The 19,123-nt window shown below is 61.9% G+C and carries 15 protein-coding genes; 13 read left to right on the top strand and 2 right to left on the bottom strand.

What is annotated here, in order from left to right; translation table 11 throughout:
- Positions 1 to 106: 106 nt before the first annotated feature.
- The 12 genes from pepB (MM194_RS12945) (at position 107) to MM194_RS12890 (ending at position 12,811) form a co-directional block, all read left to right on the top strand.
- On the top strand, positions 107 to 1,411 hold the full coding sequence (gene pepB, locus MM194_RS12945) for an aminopeptidase PepB (RefSeq protein ID WP_241343759.1): 1,305 nt from the start codon (positions 107 to 109) through the stop codon (positions 1,409 to 1,411).
- Between the two features lie 103 nt (positions 1,412 to 1,514).
- Positions 1,515 to 2,798, top strand: a complete 1,284-nt coding sequence (gene pepB / locus MM194_RS12940; protein WP_033129110.1) for an aminopeptidase PepB — start codon at positions 1,515 to 1,517, stop codon at positions 2,796 to 2,798.
- Positions 2,799 to 3,077: 279 nt separating this feature from the next.
- The gene (ndk, locus tag MM194_RS12935) at positions 3,078 to 3,506 is read left to right on the top strand and encodes a nucleoside-diphosphate kinase (protein ID WP_033129111.1); all 429 of its coding nucleotides are present in this window, start codon (positions 3,078 to 3,080) and stop codon (positions 3,504 to 3,506) included.
- Between the two features lie 169 nt (positions 3,507 to 3,675).
- Complete coding sequence (locus MM194_RS12930) at positions 3,676 to 4,779, top strand: bifunctional tRNA (adenosine(37)-C2)-methyltransferase TrmG/ribosomal RNA large subunit methyltransferase RlmN (RefSeq protein ID WP_033129112.1); 1,104 nt, start codon at positions 3,676 to 3,678, stop codon at positions 4,777 to 4,779.
- A gap of 12 nt (positions 4,780 to 4,791) precedes the next feature.
- A complete protein-coding gene (gene tapF, locus MM194_RS12925) occupies positions 4,792 to 5,583 on the top strand; it encodes a PilW family type IVa pilus biogenesis/stability lipoprotein TapF (RefSeq protein WP_152598988.1) in 792 nt (263 codons plus the stop codon).
- The gene (locus MM194_RS12920; protein WP_033129114.1) at positions 5,573 to 6,505 is read left to right on the top strand and encodes a RodZ domain-containing protein; all 933 of its coding nucleotides are present in this window, start codon (positions 5,573 to 5,575) and stop codon (positions 6,503 to 6,505) included. Before tapF ends, MM194_RS12920 begins: the two co-directional genes overlap by 11 nt.
- Before the next feature lie 10 nt (positions 6,506 to 6,515).
- A complete protein-coding gene (gene ispG / locus MM194_RS12915; protein ID WP_241343758.1) occupies positions 6,516 to 7,631 on the top strand; it encodes a flavodoxin-dependent (E)-4-hydroxy-3-methylbut-2-enyl-diphosphate synthase in 1,116 nt (371 codons plus the stop codon).
- 154 nt (positions 7,632 to 7,785) lie between these two features.
- On the top strand, positions 7,786 to 9,063 hold the full coding sequence (hisS, locus tag MM194_RS12910) for a histidine--tRNA ligase (RefSeq protein WP_241343757.1): 1,278 nt from the start codon (positions 7,786 to 7,788) through the stop codon (positions 9,061 to 9,063).
- Positions 9,064 to 9,066: 3 nt separating this feature from the next.
- Positions 9,067 to 9,717: a tetratricopeptide repeat protein gene (locus tag MM194_RS12905; protein ID WP_033129117.1), complete on the top strand. Its 651-nt coding sequence runs from the start codon at positions 9,067 to 9,069 to the stop codon at positions 9,715 to 9,717.
- On the top strand, positions 9,710 to 10,894 hold the full coding sequence (gene bamB / locus MM194_RS12900; protein ID WP_033129118.1) for an outer membrane protein assembly factor BamB: 1,185 nt from the start codon (positions 9,710 to 9,712) through the stop codon (positions 10,892 to 10,894). The genes MM194_RS12905 and bamB overlap by 8 nt, the downstream gene beginning before the upstream one ends.
- A gap of 74 nt (positions 10,895 to 10,968) precedes the next feature.
- On the top strand, positions 10,969 to 12,480 hold the full coding sequence (gene der, locus MM194_RS12895) for a ribosome biogenesis GTPase Der (RefSeq protein ID WP_033129119.1): 1,512 nt from the start codon (positions 10,969 to 10,971) through the stop codon (positions 12,478 to 12,480).
- 97 nt (positions 12,481 to 12,577) lie between these two features.
- The gene (locus MM194_RS12890) at positions 12,578 to 12,811 is read left to right on the top strand and encodes a zinc ribbon domain-containing protein (protein WP_033129120.1); all 234 of its coding nucleotides are present in this window, start codon (positions 12,578 to 12,580) and stop codon (positions 12,809 to 12,811) included.
- A 32-nt stretch (positions 12,812 to 12,843) separates the two neighbouring features.
- Here the strand turns inward: MM194_RS12890 and MM194_RS12885 are convergent, their stop codons facing one another.
- Positions 12,844 to 12,990, bottom strand: coding sequence for a hypothetical protein (locus MM194_RS12885; RefSeq protein ID WP_161785787.1), 147 nt, complete (start codon positions 12,988 to 12,990; stop codon positions 12,844 to 12,846).
- A gap of 324 nt (positions 12,991 to 13,314) precedes the next feature.
- Positions 13,315 to 14,805, bottom strand: coding sequence for a membrane-bound lytic murein transglycosylase MltF (gene mltF, locus MM194_RS12880; RefSeq protein WP_033129121.1), 1,491 nt, complete (start codon positions 14,803 to 14,805; stop codon positions 13,315 to 13,317).
- 149 nt (positions 14,806 to 14,954) lie between these two features.
- Between mltF and purL the strand changes: the two genes are divergently transcribed.
- Positions 14,955 to 18,848 (top strand): phosphoribosylformylglycinamidine synthase, encoded by a 3,894-nt coding sequence (gene purL, locus MM194_RS12875; protein ID WP_241343756.1) that lies wholly within the window; start codon positions 14,955 to 14,957, stop codon positions 18,846 to 18,848.
- The last annotated feature ends 275 nt before the right edge of the window (positions 18,849 to 19,123 follow it).

The following is a 19,123-nucleotide window of genomic DNA, read 5'->3' as shown; positions in this document are numbered from 1 at the left end:
CAGTAGTGATATGGTGAAGGCCGACCCCTCGGGGGACGGCCTTTTTTGTATTCGTCATTCCCGTATTTGTTCATGAAAAGAGCCCATAAAAAGGAAGCAAGAGAAGATGGCTGAGATGATGAAGGTATTGTTATCCACCCAGGCAGCCGCCGCCCACTGGGGTGAAGGGGCCCTGCTCAGTTTCAGTGGTGAGCATGCGCTGATCCACCTGGGCCTTGTCCGCCAGGAGCTGGACGCCCTGCGCGCCATCCAGCGTGCCGCCCGCAGGCTCGAATCCAGCGGCATCAAGCGAGTCAAGCTGGAGGGGGAGGGCTGGGATCTGGAGCGTCGCTACGCCTTCGCCCAGGGTTTCTATGCCGCCAAGGGTGAGCGCGAGCTGGATGTCGGTGAGCAGAGCGCCGCCGATGCCTGCGAGCTGGATGCATTGCAAAAAGCGACCCGCTGGGTGCGCGAAATAACCAACGGTTGCCCGGAAGCCATCTACCCCATGAGCCTGGCAGAATCAGCCCTGCTGCTCATTCGCGGTCTGGCGGGGGACAAGGTCACCGCCCGTATCACCGCCGGCGAGGCCCTGCGCGAGGCCGGTCACATCGGGATCTGGTCGGTGGGCCGGGGCAGCGAGCGGGAGCCCGTGCTGCTGGAGCTCGACTACAACCCGACCGGGAATGCCAATGCCCCGGTGACCGCGGCCCTGGTGGGCAAGGGTATTACCTTCGATTCCGGTGGCTATTCCATGAAGTCCTCCGACAACATGCTGCCGATGAAGTCCGACATGGGGGGCGCCGCCATGGTGACGGGGGCGCTGGCATTGGCCATCAGCCGCGGTCTGAACAAACGGGTGAAGCTCATCCTCTGCTGCGCCGAGAATCTGGTGTCGGGCAACGCCTTCAAGCTCGGCGACATTCTTACCTACAAGAACGGCATCTCGGTGGAGATCCAGAACACCGATGCGGAAGGCCGCCTGGTGCTGGCCGATGGCCTGCTGGCGGCCTCCGACAGCGGCGCCGTCCACATTCTCGATGCCGCCACCCTGACCGGCGCCGCCAAGACAGCGTTGGGGCGTGACTACAACGCCGTGTTTGCCCTGGATGAAACCGAGCAAGCCCGTGCCCTGGCCGCCGCGAAAGCGGAAAATGAGAAGGCCTGGCCGCTGCCGCTCGAGCCCTGGCATGCGGGCCAGCTCACCTCGGCCTTCGCCGAGCTGGGCAACGTCGCCTCCGCCGAAGGCACCGCCGGTGCCACCACGGCGGCAGCCTTCCTGTCGCGCTTCGTGCGCGATGAGGGCAAAGGCTGGGTACACCTGGACTTGGCCGCCTCCTATCAAAAATCCGGCAACGAGCTGTGGGCGACCGGTGCCAAGGGCCACGGTCTGCGTACCATTGCCCGTTGGTTGCAGGAGGTGAGTGAATGAGTGTCTGGCTGAATCAAGAATTGGGTGATGGTTTGGGACAGCCGGCGCAAGGGGCCACGGCCTGCGTACTATCGGTAGCCCGCTGGTTGCAAGAGGTGACTGAATGAACGTCTGGCTGAGTCGTGAATTTGCCGCCGCCGAGTGGGGCGAGGGAGCGCTGCTCTCACACCGCGCCGATGGCATGGTGATCCATCTGGTGACCGCCAGCCCCTTGCTGGACATCCAGCAGGCGGCCCGCCGCCTCTGTGGTCAGGGGATCCAGACGGTCGCCCTGTGCGGTCACTGGGAGCGGGAGCAGCAATGGGCCTTCGCCCAAGGGCTGCAGACCCCCAAGGCCGAGGTTGAGCTGCAGTGGGCCACCTCGTCCGAGGAGGACAGGGAGGAGCTGGAGGCGCGCTGGTTGTGCGGCCGCTGGGTGCGCGAGATGACCAATGCCACCCCGGAGCAGCTGGGGCCGCTGGATCTGGCGGTGGAGGCGGCCGCCTTCATCACCGAGCTGGCACCGGATCGCATCAGTCACCGCATCCTCAAGGGGGAGGCGTTGCAGCAGGCAGGTTGGGTCGGTCTCTATCAGGTCGGCCGTGGCAGCGATCGGGAGCCGGTGATGCTGGAGCTGGACTTCAACCCGAGCCGGGATCCCAGGGCGCCGGTGGCTGCCGCCCTGGTGGGCAAGGGCATCACCTTCGACTCCGGTGGCTACTCCATGAAGACTTCCCAGGGCATGCTCACCATGAAGCATGACATGGGGGGCGCGGCCATCGTCACCGGCGCGCTGGCGCTGGCCATCTTGCGCGGTCTGGACAAGCGGGTGAAGCTCATCCTCTGCTGCGCCGAGAACCTGGTCTCCGGCCATGCCTACAAGCTGGGTGACATCCTCACCTACAAGAACGGCACCACGGTGGAAATAGTCAACACCGACGCCGAGGGGCGGTTGGTGCTGGCAGACGGCCTGCAGCTCGCCGGTGAGTCCGGGGCGCCCCTGGTCATCGACGCCGCCACCCTCACCGGGGCGGCCGTGATGGCGCTGGGGGGGCGTTACAACGCGCTCTTTGGCCTGGACAAGGGGTTGGTGAGCCGGGCCATGGCTTATGCGGATGCCGAGCAGGAAGCTGCCTGGCCGCTGCCGCTGGAGCCTTGGCATCGCCAGCAGTGCCCGTCCCACTACGCCGACACGGCCAACAGCCGGCCGGTGCCGGGCGGTGGTCCGGGGGGCGCCTCCAACGCGGCGGGTTTCCTCTCCCGCTTTGTTGCCAACGAGGGGCAGGGCTGGTTGCACGTCGATCTTGCCGCCTGTTTCAGCGAGAACGGCGACAATCTGTGGGCGCCGGGGGCCAACACCCTGGGCATGCGTACCATAGCCCATACCCTGCTGGCGGAGACGCGCTGACTCGCGGTATGACGGATGAGGGCACCCATGGGTGCCCTTTTTCATGGCGTTTGAAAAATGAGCAACAGATGCAGTTTTAAGGGGTTAAGGACGCTATCGTGCACAAGCACACATTTTTTCCTGCCGCCATGGGACAAGATGAGTCACCATGTTGTTTCAAGGGTGCTTTTGTTTAATAAAAAGTTGCTATTTTGTGTGTTATTTCGGTTTTTGTTTACGTATAATCGCCGCCGAACATGGATTCCTACAATAAAACTCTGTAGTTAAGGAAAGAACTCAATGGCTATCGAACGTACCTTCTCTATCGTCAAGCCGGATGCCGTCAGCAAGAACCTGATCGGTGCCATCTACGGTCGCTTCGAGAGCGCCGGCCTGAAAGTGGTCGCCGCCAAGATGCTGCACCTGAGCAGCGAACAGGCCGCCGGCTTCTACGCCGAGCACCAGGGCAAGCCTTTCTATGACGGTCTGGTCGCCTTCATGACCTCAGGCCCTGTCATGGTACAGGTGCTGGAAGGGGAAGAGGCCATTCGCCGTCATCGCGAGATCATGGGCGCCACCAACCCGAAAGAAGCCCTGGCCGGTACCCTGCGTTCCTGCTACGCCGAGAGCATCGATCGCAACGCCGTGCACGGCTCCGACGCCCCGGCCTCTGCCGCCCGCGAAATTGCCTACTTCTTCTCCGACGACGAGATCTGCCCGCGCGGCTGATTTTCACCCGGTGATCACCAAGGGAGCCTCGGCTCCCTTTTGTTTTTTGGTCTTTTGGCCTATCTCCCCTTATTCTCCAGGTGGAAAGGCAGACCCATTATTTGTACAATGCCGCCCCCTGACGTAGGTCAGCCAATAAATTTATGAAGTGTGTGAGCCGAGGCCCCTGATGAGCGAAACAAAAACCAACCTGCTGGATCTCGATCGGGATGCCATGCGTGCCTTCTTCGTCGAATTGGGCGAGAAGCCGTTCCGGGCAGATCAGATAATGAAGTGGATCTACCACAACGGTTGTGATGACTTCGATCAGATGAGCAACGTCAACAAGGCGTTGCGTGAGCGCCTCAAGGAGATCGCCGAGATCCGTGCCCCGGAGATCAGCCGCGAGCAGCGTTCCTCCGATGGCACCATCAAGTGGGCCCTGCAGGTGGGCGATCAGGAAGTGGAGACCGTCTACATCCCGGAGGCGGACCGTGCGACCCTGTGCGTCTCCTCCCAGGTGGGCTGTGCCCTGGCCTGTACCTTCTGCTCTACGGCGCAGCAAGGCTTCAACCGTAACCTGAAAGTCTCCGAGATCATCGGCCAGGTCTGGCGCGCCGCCAAGGTCGTCGGTGGCAAGCGCCCCATCACCAACGTGGTGATGATGGGCATGGGCGAGCCGCTGCTCAACCTGGCCAACGTGGTGCCGGCCATGAGCCTGATGATGGATGACTTCGGCTTCAGCATCTCCAAGCGTCGCGTCACCCTCTCCACCTCGGGTGTGGTCCCTGCGCTGGACATGCTGGGTGATCAGATCGACGTGGCCCTGGCCATCTCCCTGCACGCGCCGAACGACGAGTTGCGCTCCCAGATCATGCCGATCAACGACAAGTACAACATCGAGGCCTTCCTCGCCGGTGTGCGTCGTTATCTCGCCAAGTCCAACGCCAACGGTGGCCGTGTGACAGTGGAGTATGTGCTGCTCGATCATATCAATGACGATATGCAGCAGGCCCACGAACTGGCCAAGGTGCTCAAAGACACCCCCTGCAAGATCAATCTGATCCCGTTCAACCCCTTCCCGGGCAATCCGTTTGGCAAGCCGAGCAACAGTCGCATCGACCGTTTCTCCAAGGTGCTGATGGAGTACGGCTTCACCGTCATCGTCCGCAAGACCCGCGGTGAAGACATCGATGCGGCCTGTGGTCAGCTGGTGGGGGAGGTGATCGACCGCACCAAGCGCACCATGAAAAATCGGATGCAACAGAGCGGGATTTCCGTCAAAATGGTTTAACGTGCTAAGCCATTGTATAGTCAGGGAATGAATACACATACATTGATCATGGTAGCGGCGCTTTGCGCACTGCCCGGCTGTGTTACCGAAACCACTTACGCGGGTCAGAATTCGACCCAGCGTGAAGTGGGACCCGATCTCAAGGCGGCGGCCCAAACCCGCCTCGATCTGGGTCTTCAATATCTGCGTCAGGGCAATGCCGAGCAGGCCAAGTTCAATCTTGACCGTGCCCTGAAGTACGATCCGAGCAATTCCCAAGTCTACATTGGCTTTGCCTATTTCTATCAGCACGTAGGGGATTTCAAGGCATCCGAAGCGAACTACAAGAAAGCGCTGGAGATAGACCCGACCAATGCTGACGCAATGAACAACTACGGTGCCTTCCTCTGCAACCGGGGCCGCTTCGATGAAGCGGACAAGGCGTTCCTGCAGGCCGTCAGCCAGCCCAATTACGTCAAGATCGCCGATACCTACGAGAATGCGGCGCTCTGCGCCCTGCAAAATCACAGAAATGAGCAGGCGAGCGAGTACTATCGTCTGGCCTTGGGGTATAATCCCCGCAATCCGGGGTTATTGCTGGACATGGCCGAGCTTTCCATGAAAGATGGCAAGCTGCCTGATGTGCAGTCCTACCTCGTTCGTTATGCCGAGGTGGCAGACGAAAACGAAGATAGCCTCTGGTTGAGGCTACGGCTGGCGCAAGCCATGGACAAGCCGGCACTATTACACCAATTCGGGACAGAGCTGGTAAGGCAATATCCCACTTCGCAACAAGCCAAGCGTTACTTAGCCAATGACTACTGAACAGCCACACGATTTCCAAGACGACTCCCAGGCAGTGGGCCCAGGCCAACTGCTGCGTAACGCCCGTGAGCAGCTCGGCTGGACACGTGAGCAGGTTGCGTCCCGCATTCACCTTCGTCTGACCCTGATCGCCGCCATCGAGGCGGATACCTACGACAAGAATACGTCTCACACCTTCATTCGCGGCTATCTGCGCGCCTATGCCAAGCTGGTCGGTATTCCGGAAGAGACCATTCTCGCCGCTTACGACAAGCTGGGATTGACGCCGCCCGACAACATCGACATGCAGAGCTTCTCCCGCCGCTCCCGCCAGCAAGCCAACGACAGTCGGCTCAAGGTGGTGACCTGGTTGGTGATCCTGGTGCTGATCGCGCTCTCCATCGCCTGGTGGTGGCAGAGCACGGCCCGTCGCTCCGCCGGTGAGGAGGCCCTGGCGGCGACCGAGATGGGGGCGACCGACAGCCTCTCCGTTGCCAATGCCGCGCCAGCCGTGGATGTCGTCGATCCGGCGCTGCCTGCTGTCTCCGATGCCGCGCCCACCGTGCTCGAACCCGTGGTGAGCGAGTCTGCTGCGACCGCACAACCGCTGCCCGCCGTCAGTGGCGCCGTGGCGAACGATGCCTCTGCATCCGTCGCGACTGCGCCAACCGAGGCTGCCGCCACCGACGAGCCAGCCATGGTGCCCCAGCTCAAGTTGAGCTTCACTGCCGACTGCTGGCTGGATGTCAAGGATGCCAACGGCAAGACCCTGTTCAGCGGTCTGAAGAAGGCGAACGACGTACTTGTGCTGGAAGGACCCGAGCCACTCAAATTCACCGTTGGCGCGCCCATGGCGGTCAACCTCGAATACAAGGGCAAGTCCTTTGACATGAGCCGTTACAACAACGGCCGGACTGCTCGCTTCTCACTGCCGCAGGAGTAATCTGTCCGCCATGTCCGCTCACGAATCCCCCATTATTCGTCGCAAATCCAGGCAGATCATGGTCGGCAATGTACCGGTTGGGGGCGATGCTCCCATCACGGTACAGACCATGACCAACACCAAGACCACGGACGTGACCGCCACCGTCGAGCAGATCCAGCGGATCGAGCGGGTGGGGGCGGACATAGTCCGGGTCTCGGTGCCGACCATGGAGGCGGCCGAAGCCTTCAAGCTCATCAAGCAACAGACGCGCATCCCCATCGTCGCCGACATCCACTTCGATTACCGCATCGCCCTGAAAGTGGCCGAGTACGGGGCTGACTGCCTGCGCATCAACCCGGGCAACATCGGCAACGAAGAGCGGGTGCGTGCCGTGGTCGACTGTGCGCGCCATTACAACATTCCTATCCGCATCGGCGTCAACGGCGGCTCCCTGGAGCGGGACATCCAGGAAAAATATGGTGAGCCGACCCCCGAGGCCTTGCTCGAATCAGCCATGCGCCACGTGGATTACCTGGATCGCCTCAACTTCGACAACTTCAAGGTGAGCGTCAAGGCGTCCGACGTCTTCCTGGCCGTGGGTGCCTATCGCCTGCTGGCCAAGCAGATCGATCAGCCCCTGCACCTCGGTATCACCGAGGCGGGTGGATTCCGTGCCGGCGCGGTGAAATCAGCGATTGGCCTTGGCATGCTGCTGGTCGATGGCATCGGTGACACCATCCGCATCTCGCTGGCCGCCGACCCGGTGGAAGAGGTGAAGGTGGGCTTTGACATCCTGAAGTCCCTGCGTATTCGCTCCCGTGGTATCAACTTCATCGCCTGCCCCTCCTGTTCCCGCCAGGAATTCGACGTGATAAGTACGGTGAACGCCCTGGAAGAGCGGCTGGAAGACATCATCACCCCGATGGATGTCTCTATTATCGGCTGTGTGGTCAATGGCCCGGGCGAGGCCCTGGTCTCGGATCTGGGACTGGCCGGGGCGGCCAACAAGAGCGCCTTCTACGAAGGGGGCCAGCGGGTCGACCGGCTCGACAACAAGGATCTCATCCCGATCCTGGAGCGCCGCATTCGCGCCCGGGCAGCCATGCTGGATCCGGCCAACCAGATCGCCCTGGACAAGGGTTGAGCCGCGAAACATTGAACAACAGCGGGGCCACCGAGGGTGGCCCCGGCTTTAGGTAGTTGATTTTACATCCCGCATCCGGCCACCCTGATTTTACCTTGGGGCCGAAAATCCCTATAATGCGGCCAAATTTCACGTCTTTTTCTCGAGTATCAACGTGGCAAAACAGATCCAAGCGATTCGCGGTATGAATGATTGCCTGCCGGAGCAGAGCCCGGTATGGCAGAAAGTGGAACAGGTCCTGCGCCAGGTCGTGGCCAACTATGGCTACAGCGAAGTGCGCATGCCCATCGTCGAGCAGACTCATCTGTTCAAACGGGCCATCGGTGAAGTGACCGACGTGGTCGAAAAAGAGATGTACAGCTTCGATGATCGCAACGGCGACAGCCTGAGCCTGCGCCCTGAAGGGACCGCCAGCTGCGTGCGTGCCGGCATCGAGCACGGCTTGCTCTACAACCAGGAACGCCGGATGTGGTACATGGGTCCCATGTTCCGTCACGAGCGTCCCCAGAAGGGCCGTTATCGCCAGTTCCACCAGTTCGGGGTCGAGCTGTTTGGCATCAACGGGCCGGACATCGACGCCGAGCTCATCATGCTGACCCACCGTCTGTGGCGCCTGTTCGGCATCAGCGATCACGTCACCCTGCAGCTCAACACCCTGGGCCAGACTGAGGAGCGTGCCGCCTACCGCGATGCGCTGGTGGCTTATCTGGAGCAGTACAAGGATCAGCTGGACGAAGAGAGCCAGCGCCGCATGTACAGCAATCCGCTGCGGGTGCTCGACTCCAAAGACGAGAAGGTGCAGGCCATTCTGGTCAATGCGCCGCGTCTGTTCGATCACCTCGGGGAAGAGAGCCTGGCGCACTTCGAGGGACTCAAGGCTCTGCTGACCTCCGCTGGCATCCAGTTCGAGGTGAACGAGCGGCTGGTGCGCGGTCTCGATTACTACAACCTCACCGTGTTCGAGTGGGTCACCAACAGCCTGGGTGCCCAGGGCACGGTCCTGGCCGGTGGTCGTTACGATGGCTTGGTGGAGCAGCTCGGCGGTCAACCGACCCCCGCAGTGGGCTTCGCCATGGGCATGGAGCGACTGGTGCTGATGCTGGAAACCCTAGAGCTCAATGCCGACATCCGCCCGGCGGTGGATGTCTACCTGTGCATGGTGGGCGAGGGGACCGAGCAAGCCGGCTTCCAGCTGGCCGAACGGCTGCGTGATGCGCTGCCGGACATGCGCCTGATGAGCCACTGCGGTGGTGGCAACTTCAAGAAACAACTCAAGCGTGCCGACAAGAGCGGCGCGGCCATTGCCCTGATCCTCGGTGAGACCGAGGTGCAAAACGGGGAGATCACCCTCAAATATTTGCGTGGCCAGGCCGAGCAACAGACCATCTCGGTCGATGCCGCCATCGCCCTGCTGGCAGCTAAAGGAGAATAAGCTGTGGAAGTTTATACCACCGAAGAACAACAGGTTGAGGTCATCAAGAGCTGGTGGAAAGAGAACGGGACCTCGGTGCTTGCAGGGACTGTGATCGGTCTGGTCGGCCTCTTTGGCTGGCGTTATTACAACGAGCAGCAGCAGGTTGGCCAGGAGACCGCCTCCGCGGCTTACAACGAGGTGACCGCGCAGCTGGCCAAGGGTGATGACGCCGCGCTGGAGCAGGCCAAGAGCTTCATCAGCGCTCACCAGGGTGACTCCTACGCCGAACTGGCCGCCTTGCAGCTGGCCGCGGCCGCGGTCAAGGCCAACAAGCTGGATCTGGCTGCCGAGCAGCTGACCCAGGTTGCCACCAATGGGGATGAGAGCATTCGCCCCATCGCCGCTTTGCGTCTGGCCCGCGTGCTCAACGATCAGGGCAAGGCCGACGAGGCCCTGGCCCAGCTTGCCAAGATCAACAACGAGGCCTTCAAGGCTCAGGTCGCGGAAGCCCGTGGCGACGTGCTGCTCAAGCAGGGCAAGCCGGAAGAGGCGCGCGATGCCTATCAGGCGGCGGCCGATGCCGGCGGTCTGCAGGCGAGCAGCGAACTCAAGCTGAAGATGGACGATCTGGCGCTGCCAGCCGTGACTGCAAATGAGGCACCAGATGCGTAACAGCTACAAGCGAATGGCGCTGGGCGCCGCCGTCGCCCTGGCTTTGCAGGGGTGCTCCCTGTTCAGCTCGGAAGAAGACCTGACCCCGATGGCAGCGCTGCCGGTGGTCACCTCCAGCTTCAGCGCAGAGACCCGCTGGTCTTCCTCCGTTGGCGATGGCATAGGTGACTTCTACTCCCAGCTGCAGCCGGTGGTGGAAGAGGATCACGTTTATGCCGCCGCGCGGGATGGGGATGTGACCGCCTTCGATCGTGCCAGCGGCAAGGTGCTGTGGAGCGTGGACCTGGCAGACCTGCCGGTCAACGCCGACAAGCGCAGCGCCCGCCTCTCCGGTGGCCTGGTGTCCCGTTACGGCAAGCTGTTCCTCGGTTCCGAGAACGGGGTGGTCTACGCCCTGAATGAGGCAAACGGGGAAGTGCTGTGGCAGACCAATGTGCCGGGTGAAGTGGTCGCCAGCCCCGCCGTCGAGGATGGCCGGGTGGTGGTATTGACCACCTCGGGCCGGCTGATCGCCCTCGATACCGATGAAGGCAAGCAACAGTGGTCCCTCAGCGAAGAGCAGCCGCCGCTGACCCTGCGCAGTGCCGGCGCCCCCGTTATCACCAACGGCGCCGTGATCTACGGCCGTGCCGATGGCAAGGTGGGTATCGCCCTGCTGAGCAACGGTCAGCCGGTGCGTCAGTCCAAGGTGGCGGATCCGCGCGGTGCGACCGAGCTGGATCGCATGGTGGACGTGGATGCAGCCCCGCTCATCGCTGGCGATGAGCTCTATGCCATTGCCTACAATGGGCAGTTGATGGCGCGCAAGCTGATGACCGGTGACGAGGTGTGGAAGCGCAAGTATTCCGGCTACCGCGACATGGCGGTGACCGGCAACGCCATCGTGCTGACCGACAGCCGTGGTCACCTGTTCGCGGTGGATCGTCGTAACGGTCTGGAGCTGTGGTCCAACACCCAGCTGGAAAACCGGTCGGTGACCGCCCCTGTCGTCCTTGGCGACTACGTGGTGGTCGGCGATGTGGAAGGTTACCTGTATTGGCTGGATCGTACCGACGGTACCATCAAGTCCATGCAGCAGCTCGATAGCAGTGGTCTCTACGCCGCCCCTCTGGTGGACGGTGACACCCTGTATGTGCAGAGCCGTGGTGGCAAGTTGTACGCGCTCGCGCGTCCCTGATCACCCATCAATCTGAATATCCGGCTCCTGGTCTTCGGACCCGGAGCCTTTGTCGTCTTGAGAATGAGGCTTTTATGACTCCTGTAGTAGCCCTGGTGGGCCGCCCCAATGTGGGGAAATCCACCCTGTTTAACCGCCTGACCCGTACCCGGGATGCCCTGGTCGCCGATTTCCCCGGCCTGACCCGGGATCGCAAATATGGCCAGGCGAAGTTGGGCGAGCTGGAATTTATCGTGGTCGATACCGGCGGTATCGATGGCAGTGAAGAGGGGATCGAGCTGAAGATGGCCGAGCAATCCCTGCTGGCCATTGAAGAAGCCGATGTGGTGCTGTTCATGGTGGATGCGCGCGCGGGCTTGACTGCCGCGGATCAGGCCATCGCCGAGCACCTGCGCAAGACCCACAAGAAAGTATTCCTGGTTGCCAACAAGACCGACGGCATCGATGGCGACTCCGCCGTGTCCGAGTTCTATGCGCTGGCACTGGGCGAGGTCTACCAGATCGCGGCGGCCCACGGCCGTGGCGTGCTGAGCCTGCTGGAGCTGGCCCTGGCTCCCCACCTGGAAGAGCTGGTCGAAGCGGCGGCGGGTGACGAAGAGGATGCGCAACACGAACTGGATGAGGACTTCGACGAAGAAGCCTTGCTGCGCATGGTGGCCGCCGGTGAGCTCGACACCCGGGAAGATACCAAGGAGACGCCGTTCGCCGACTTGCCCATCAAGTTCGCCATCGTCGGTCGTCCCAACGTCGGCAAATCGACCCTGACCAACCGCATGCTGGGTGAAGACCGCGTCATCGTTTATGACATGCCGGGCACTACCCGCGACTCCGTCTACATTCCCATGGAGCGCGACGAGCAGAAGTACGTGATCATCGATACCGCCGGTGTGCGTCGTCGCGGCAAAGTCCATGAGACGGTGGAGAAGTTCTCCGTCATCAAGACCCTCAAGGCCATCGAAGATGCCAACGTCTGCCTGCTGGTGATCGACGCTCGCGAGACCATCACGGATCAGGACCTGAGCATCCTGGGCTTCGTGCTCAACTCCGGCCGCTCCGTGGTGCTGGTGGTGAACAAGTGGGACGGTCTGGATCAGAAGATCAAAGAGGATGTCAAGAACGAGCTGGACCGCCGTCTGGGCTTCATCGACTTCGCCCGGGTGCACTTCATCTCCGCCCTGCACGGCAGCGGCGTTGGCCACCTGTTCGAATCCATCCAGGAGGCGTACCAGTCCGCGACTCGTCGGACCAGTACCGCCATGCTGACCCGCATCATGCAGATGGCGCAGGAAGACCACCAGCCGCCCATGGTGAACGGTCGCCGGGTCAAGCTGAAGTATGCTCACGCCGGTGGCTACAACCCGCCGCGCATCGTGATCCACGGCAACCAGTTGAACGATCTGCCGGATTCCTACAAGCGCTATCTCATGAACTACTTCCGCAAGTCGCTGAAGATCATGGGTACCCCGATCCGGGTCGAATTCCAGGAGTCGGCCAACCCGTTCGAGGGCAGGAAGAATACCCTGACCCTGAGCCAGGAGCGGCAACGGGATCGCCTGCTCAAGGCGCGAAACAAGACCAAGAAATAAGCGAATACGGCTGCCTGTGGCAGCCGTTTTTTCTGGTAAACGGGATGGAGAAAGGAGGTTATGCTGCCTTGATCTGCCCCAATGAGAGGAGTCCAGTATGAACCCCTTGATTTGCCCGGCCTGCAGCGCCGCGCTCGATAGCCGCAGCCGCGAGACGAGCTGCCCGCAGTGTCAGGCTCGCTACCGGATCCGGGCCCTGTGCCCGACCTGTGAGCAGGAGCTTGAGCGGCTCAAGGCCTGCGGCGCCGTGGATTACTTCTGCAACCACTGCAACAGCCTGGTCTCCAAGCGTGCGGTCGCGTTCGAGGTGACGGCGCAGGCGGCGCAATAATGAGGCATTAAAAAACCCGGCCTTGGCCGGGTTTATTCTGTGTGCTCTGCAATCAACAGGGTGTAGGAGCGATTCCTGCGCCATATCTTGCGTTTCATGTCGTTGAGCTTGAGCTTGCGTCTGGGGCTCCAGGCACACTTGCTCTTCCTGGTCAGCGTGGCTCTTCTGCGTGTTCTCATCTTGTTTCCTCCCTGGTCATCCTGGCGCTGTCGAGGGTGCGTCGGTGCATTCTGCTTTCGGCATCGCAAGTGGGTGAAAATATTGCGATACGCACGTCCCGGACAGTCACAGGTCTGGGAGGATGGTAACAGATCCTCCCCTCTGAAAACAAACCCGGGTCGGCCTCAGAACCTGTTCATGATCTTACTGCGAGGCCGTGATCAAGGCTCCTGTGCTGCTCGCTTATGTGGGGTAAAGAGTGCTCATGTATCCATATACACTCCGGTTCCTGCGCTGCTCTTTACCTTGCTTCCGACCTCTCGTCACAGATCGTGAACAGGTTCTCAGGGAATGATCTGCTTGACCACCTCGGCAATGATGGTGGGGCGTTCATCCGTGGCGCTCGGCTCGCTGTTGTCATCCTCGTCCAGCTCTTCCCGGCGATGGGCCTTGCGCTGCTCGTTGTCGAGCCAGAGCAGGCTCTGGTAATACTGGCGAACGTTGTTGACGTAGTTGCGCGCCTCGCCGCCCCGGGCGTAGCCGTAGCGCACCTTGCGATGCCAACGAGACTGTTGCAGCAACGGCAGCACTTCCTTCACGTCGCTCCAGGCATCGGGATTCTTGCCCAGATCCTTGGTCAGGCGGCGGGCATCCATCATGTGGCCATAACCGATGTTGTAGGCGGTGAGGGCGAACCACACCTTCTCGTCATCCGGCACCGAGTCCGGCACCTTCTCCATCATCTCCTGCAGATAACGGGCGCCGCCCTTGATGCTCTCCTCCGGGTGGGTTCTGTCACTGACCCCCATCGCCTTGGCGGTGGGCTCGGTCAGCATCATCATGCCGCGCACCCCGGTGTAGGATTTTGCCTGTGGGTCCCAGTGGGACTCCTGATAGCTGATGGCGGCCAGCAGGCGCCAGTCGATCTCCTTGGCGTGGGTCTGGAACAGCTCCTGATACTTGGGCAGCAGGCTCTTGGCCCGCTGCAGAAAGGTGCGGGTATCGACAAAATCGAAGTTCTGCACATGGCCGAAGTACTTCTCGTCCAGCTTGGCGATGGAGCCATCCATGAAACGCTGACCGAAGAAGTCGATGATGCTGGCGTAGAGGCTGTCATCGGGCAGCTTGGTCATGGCCCAGGCCACGGCTTGCTTCTTGGCCAGCGTCAGCCCCTCGGTGAGCTCGGGATAGTAGCGCTGGGTGCGGGCCAGCACGGTGTCCTGCACCACCGTGTAGTCCACCTTGCCGTCGACGACTTGCTTGAGCAGCTCCTCCACGTCCGCGTTTCGGTTGACGCTCCAGTTCAGCTTGGGGTTTTGCTTGCTGAGCTCCTTCATCAGATCCTCGCCGGTGGAGCCGGCGGGTACCACTATGGTGCCCTTGAGATCGCCGAGATCCTTAGGTCTGGGGGAGCCGTTGCGATAGACCAGCTTGGGGGAGACCTGGTAGAAGCCAGGACCGAAGCGAAACAGCTTGCGCCGCTCCGGTGTCACCACGATGGCGGCGGCCGCGATATCCAGTTTCTTCTTCTCAAGCAACTCCACCAGCTCGGCAGTGCTGTAGGTGGGGACTATGGTCAGCTTGACCCCCAACCAGTCGGCATAGTCTTTCGCCAGCTCGTAATCGAAGCCCTGGGCGACGTCGTCACGCTGGTAATAAGAGGTCGGCCCATAGAGGGTGCCAACCCGGATCTCGCCACGCTGGCGGATCTGCTCCAGCTGGCTGGAGGGGGAGTAGAAGTCACAACCGGCGAGGGCCAGCGTCAACAGCATCCCGATACACAGTCGAAAAATGCAGCGCAAGTAGGTGAGTACCCTTGTTGAAAAAATCGGCATTTGTCAAAAAAGAGGCTCCTTTATACCAGAGAGTGTGGGGCGAGTCACATCGCGCTAGATGAGAAAAACGTTTGTCCGTTATCGGCCTGATCCCTATAATACGCGCGTCTCAAATCCCCCCACACTCTAAAACTTGGTGAGAAAGGTATATGGAAATCTTGCGTGGTGCCCCTGCACTGTCTGAGTTTCGTGTCCACAAGCTGCTGCAAAGCTGTGCGCAGAGAGGAGTCGAGATAGAGAGCGTCTATGCCGAATATGTGCACTTCGCCGAGCTTTCAAGCCCCTTGTCGCCACCGGAGCGAGCGACCTTGGGCCAGCTCTTGCGCTACGGCCCGACCATCCCAGAACACACCCCCAGCGGTCAGCTGTTTCTCGTTACCCCCCGTCCCGGCACTATCTCCCCCTGGTCTTCCAAAGCAACCGACATTGCCCACAACTGCGGCCTGAACCAGGTCAAGCGGCTGGAGCGCGGCATCGCCTATTACCTGCAGCCCAAGGCTGACTTGACCGAAGGCCAGCGGGCCGAGGTGATGGCGCTGCTGCACGATCGCATGATGGAGGTGGTGTTTGGCGAGATGAGCCAGGCGAGTGCCCTGTTCTCGCACCAGACGCCACGCCCCTTCACTCAGGTCGATGTGCTGGGGGGAGGGCGCGCCGCCCTGGCCTCTGCCAACATCAGTCTGGGTCTGGCCCTGGCCGAAGACGAAATCGACTATCTGGTCGAGAACTTCACCCGACTTGGCCGCAATCCGAACGACATCGAGCTCTACATGTTTGCCCAGGCGAACTCCGAGCACTGCCGTCACAAGATCTTCAACGCCGACTGGACCATAGACGGTGAGCAGCAACCCAAGTCGCTGTTCAAGATGATCAAGAACACCTTCGAGCAGACGCCAGACCATGTCCTGTCTGCCTATAAAGACAACGCCGCCGTGATGGAAGGCAGCGAAGGTGGCCGCTTCTTCCCGAGCCCCGCCAGCGGTGAGTATCAGTACCACCAGGAGCGGGTCGACATCCTGATGAAGGTGGAGACCCACAACCACCCGACCGCCATCTCTCCCTTCCCGGGGGCGGCTACCGGCTCCGGTGGTGAGATCCGTGACGAAGGCGCGACCGGCCGTGGCGCCAAGCCCAAGGCGGGTCTGGTGGGCTTCTCCGTATCCAACCTGCGCATCCCCGGCTTCGAGCAGCCCTGGGAGCAGGATTTCGGCAAACCCAGCCGCATCGTCAGCGCCTTTGACATCATGCAGGAGGGGCCGCTCGGTGGCGCCGCCTTCAACAACGAATTCGGCCGTCCGGCCATTCTCGGTTACTTCCGTACCTTCGAAGAGCAGGTACCTAGCCACAACGGCGTCGAGGTGCGTGGCTATCACAAGCCCATCATGCTGGCGGGCGGTATCGGCAACATCCGCACCGAGCACGTCCAGAAGGGGGAGATCCCGGTGGGAGCCGCCCTCATAGTTCTGGGTGGCCCGGCCATGAACATCGGCCTTGGTGGCGGTGCCGCCTCCTCCATGGCCTCCGGCCAGTCCGCCGAGGATCTGGACTTCGCCTCGGTGCAGCGGGACAACCCCGAGATGGAGCGCCGCTGTCAGGAAGTGATCGACAGATGCTGGCAGCTGGGCGATGACAACCCCATCGTCTTCATCCACGACGTGGGCGCCGGCGGCCTCTCCAACGCCATGCCTGAGCTGGTCAACGACGGCGAGCGCGGTGGCAAGTTCGACTTGCGCGCCATCCAGTGCGACGAGCCGGGCATGAGCCCCCTCGAGATCTGGTGCAACGAATCCCAGGAGCGTTACGTGCTGGCGGTGGCCCAGGACAAGCTGCCCCAGTTCAAGGCGCTGTGCGAGCGAGAACGGGCGCCTTATGCCGTCATCGGCACCGCCACCGAAGAGAAGCATCTGACCCTCAGCGATGCGCATTTTGACAATCAGCCCATCGATCTGCCGCTGGACGTGCTGCTCGGCAAGGCGCCCAAGATGCACCGCGACGTCGCCAGCCTGCCGGCCCAGGGCAAGGCGCTGCAGCTGGACGGCATCACCCTGAGCGAGGCGGCCGAGCGGGTGCTGCGCCTGCCGACCGTGGCGGAGAAATCCTTCCTCATCACCATCGGCGATCGCAGCGTGACCGGCCTGGTCAACCGCGATCAGATGGTCGGTCCCTGGCAGATCCCGGTGGCCGATTGCGCGGTCACCGCCGCCACCTACGACAGCTATCACGGCGAAGCCATGTCCATGGGCGAGCGCACCCCGGTGGCGCTGCTCTCCCACGCCGCCTCCGCCCGCATGGCGGTGGCCGAGGCGCTGACCAACCTGGCGCCGGCCCACATCGGTTCCCTCAAGCGGGTCAAGCTCTCCGCCAACTGGATGGCCGCCGCCGGTCACCCGGGGGAAGACGCCGGCCTCTATGAGGCGGTCAAGGCGGTGGGCGAGGAGCTCTGCCCGGCCCTTGGCATCACCATCCCGGTCGGCAAGGACTCCATGTCCATGAAGACCCGCTGGCAACAAGAGGGTGAGGAGCGTAGCGTCACCTCGCCGCTCTCCCTGCTGATCACCGCCTTCGCCCGAGTGGAGGATGTGCGCAACACCGTCACCCCGCAGTTGCGTACCGATCTCGGTGAGACCGACCTTATCCTCATTGACCTTGGCAATGGCAAGCAGCGTCTCGGCGCCTCGGCCCTGGCCCAGGTCTATCGTCAGCTCGGCGACAGCGCGCCGGATCTCGACAATCCGGTCCAGCTCAAGGGCTTCTTCAACGCCATCCAGGCGCTGGTGGCGGACCGCAAACTCATCGCCTACCACGACAGATCCGACGGCGGTCTCTTCGTCACCCTGACCGAGATGGCCTTCGCCGGTCACTGCGGTCTCGACATCCAGCTCGATCGCATCGGCGGCGAGCTGCTGCCGGCGCTGTTCAACGAGGAGCTGGGTGCCGTCATTCAGGTGCGCCGCGACGATAAAGAAGCCGTGCTGACCCTGCTGGCCGGCCATGGCTTGGCCGCCTGCTCCCACGTGCTGGGGACTGTGCGCGAGGGGGATCTCATCACCCTGCAGCGCGCAGGTACAGAGGTCTATCGCGCCAGCCGCACCGCCCTGCGTAGCCTCTGGGGCGAGACCAGCTGGCAGATGCAGCGCCTGCGGGACAACCCCGAGTGCGCGGATCAGGAACACGCCGCTCGTCAGGATGCGACCGACCCGGGTCTGCACGCCAGCTTGAGCTTCAACCCGAGTGAAGACGTGGCTGCCCCCTACATCGCCCGCGGGGTCTCCCCACGGCTGGCGGTGCTGCGCGAGCAGGGAGTCAACTCCCACGTGGAGATGGCGGCGGCGTTCGATCGCGCCGGCTTCACCGCCGTCGACGTGCATATGAGCGATATCCTCAGCGGCCGCATCAAGCTGGATCAGTTCCAGACCCTGGTGGCCTGTGGTGGCTTCTCCTACGGCGACGTGCTGGGGGCTGGCGAGGGCTGGGCCAAGTCCATCCTGTTCAACGACGGTGCTCGCGAGCAGTTCCAGCGCTTCTTCGAGCGCGGTGATACGCTCTCCCTTGGCGTCTGCAACGGTTGCCAGATGATGTCCAACCTGCGTGACCTCATCCCGGGTGCCACGCTCTGGCCGCGCTTCGTGCGCAACCGCTCCGAGCGCTTCGAGGCGCGCTTCAGCCTGGTGCAGGTACAGGACTCCCCGTCCGCCTTCTTCGCGGGCATGGCCGGCTCTGTCATGCCCATCGCCGTCTCCCACGGGGAAGGGCGAGTGGAGGTGCGCGATGCCGCCCATCTGGCCGCCTTGCAAGGGAGCAACCTGGTGGGTCTGCGCTTCGTGGACAACCGTGGTCAGGTTACCGAACAGTACCCGGCCAACCCGAACGGCGCACCGGACGGCATCACCGCGGTCACCACCGTTGACGGTCGTGCCACCATCATGATGCCGCACCCGGAGCGGGTGTTCCGCACAGTGGCCAACTCCTGGCACCCGGACAACTGGGGCGAGGACGGTGCCTGGATGCGGATGTTCAGAAACGCGCGCGTGCGTCTGGGGTAATCCCGCCGCGTACACAGCAACAATGAAAAACCGGCCAACAGGCCGGTTTTTTTATGGGCGCAGCATAAGCGTTGTGTGAATGATTCTGAGTGAGGACTTAGGACTTAGGACTTAGGACTTAGGACTTAGGACTCAGGACTCAGCATATTGTAGTGGTCAACTAAATCCGGACACTTGGTTAGGCCGATCCTCGGCTTTTGCTGGCGCGATCCCGTCATTGTGTTGATGGGGACGCCGCCAGTTGTAGTAATCCATCAGGTAGTAACTGATATCCC

Source organism: Aeromonas sp. MR16 (assembly GCF_022549315.1).
Lineage (GTDB): Bacteria > Pseudomonadota > Gammaproteobacteria > Enterobacterales > Aeromonadaceae > Aeromonas > Aeromonas aquatica.
Note: the sequence above shows the minus strand (reverse complement) of the source record. Positions and strands in the feature narration are given on the sequence as shown.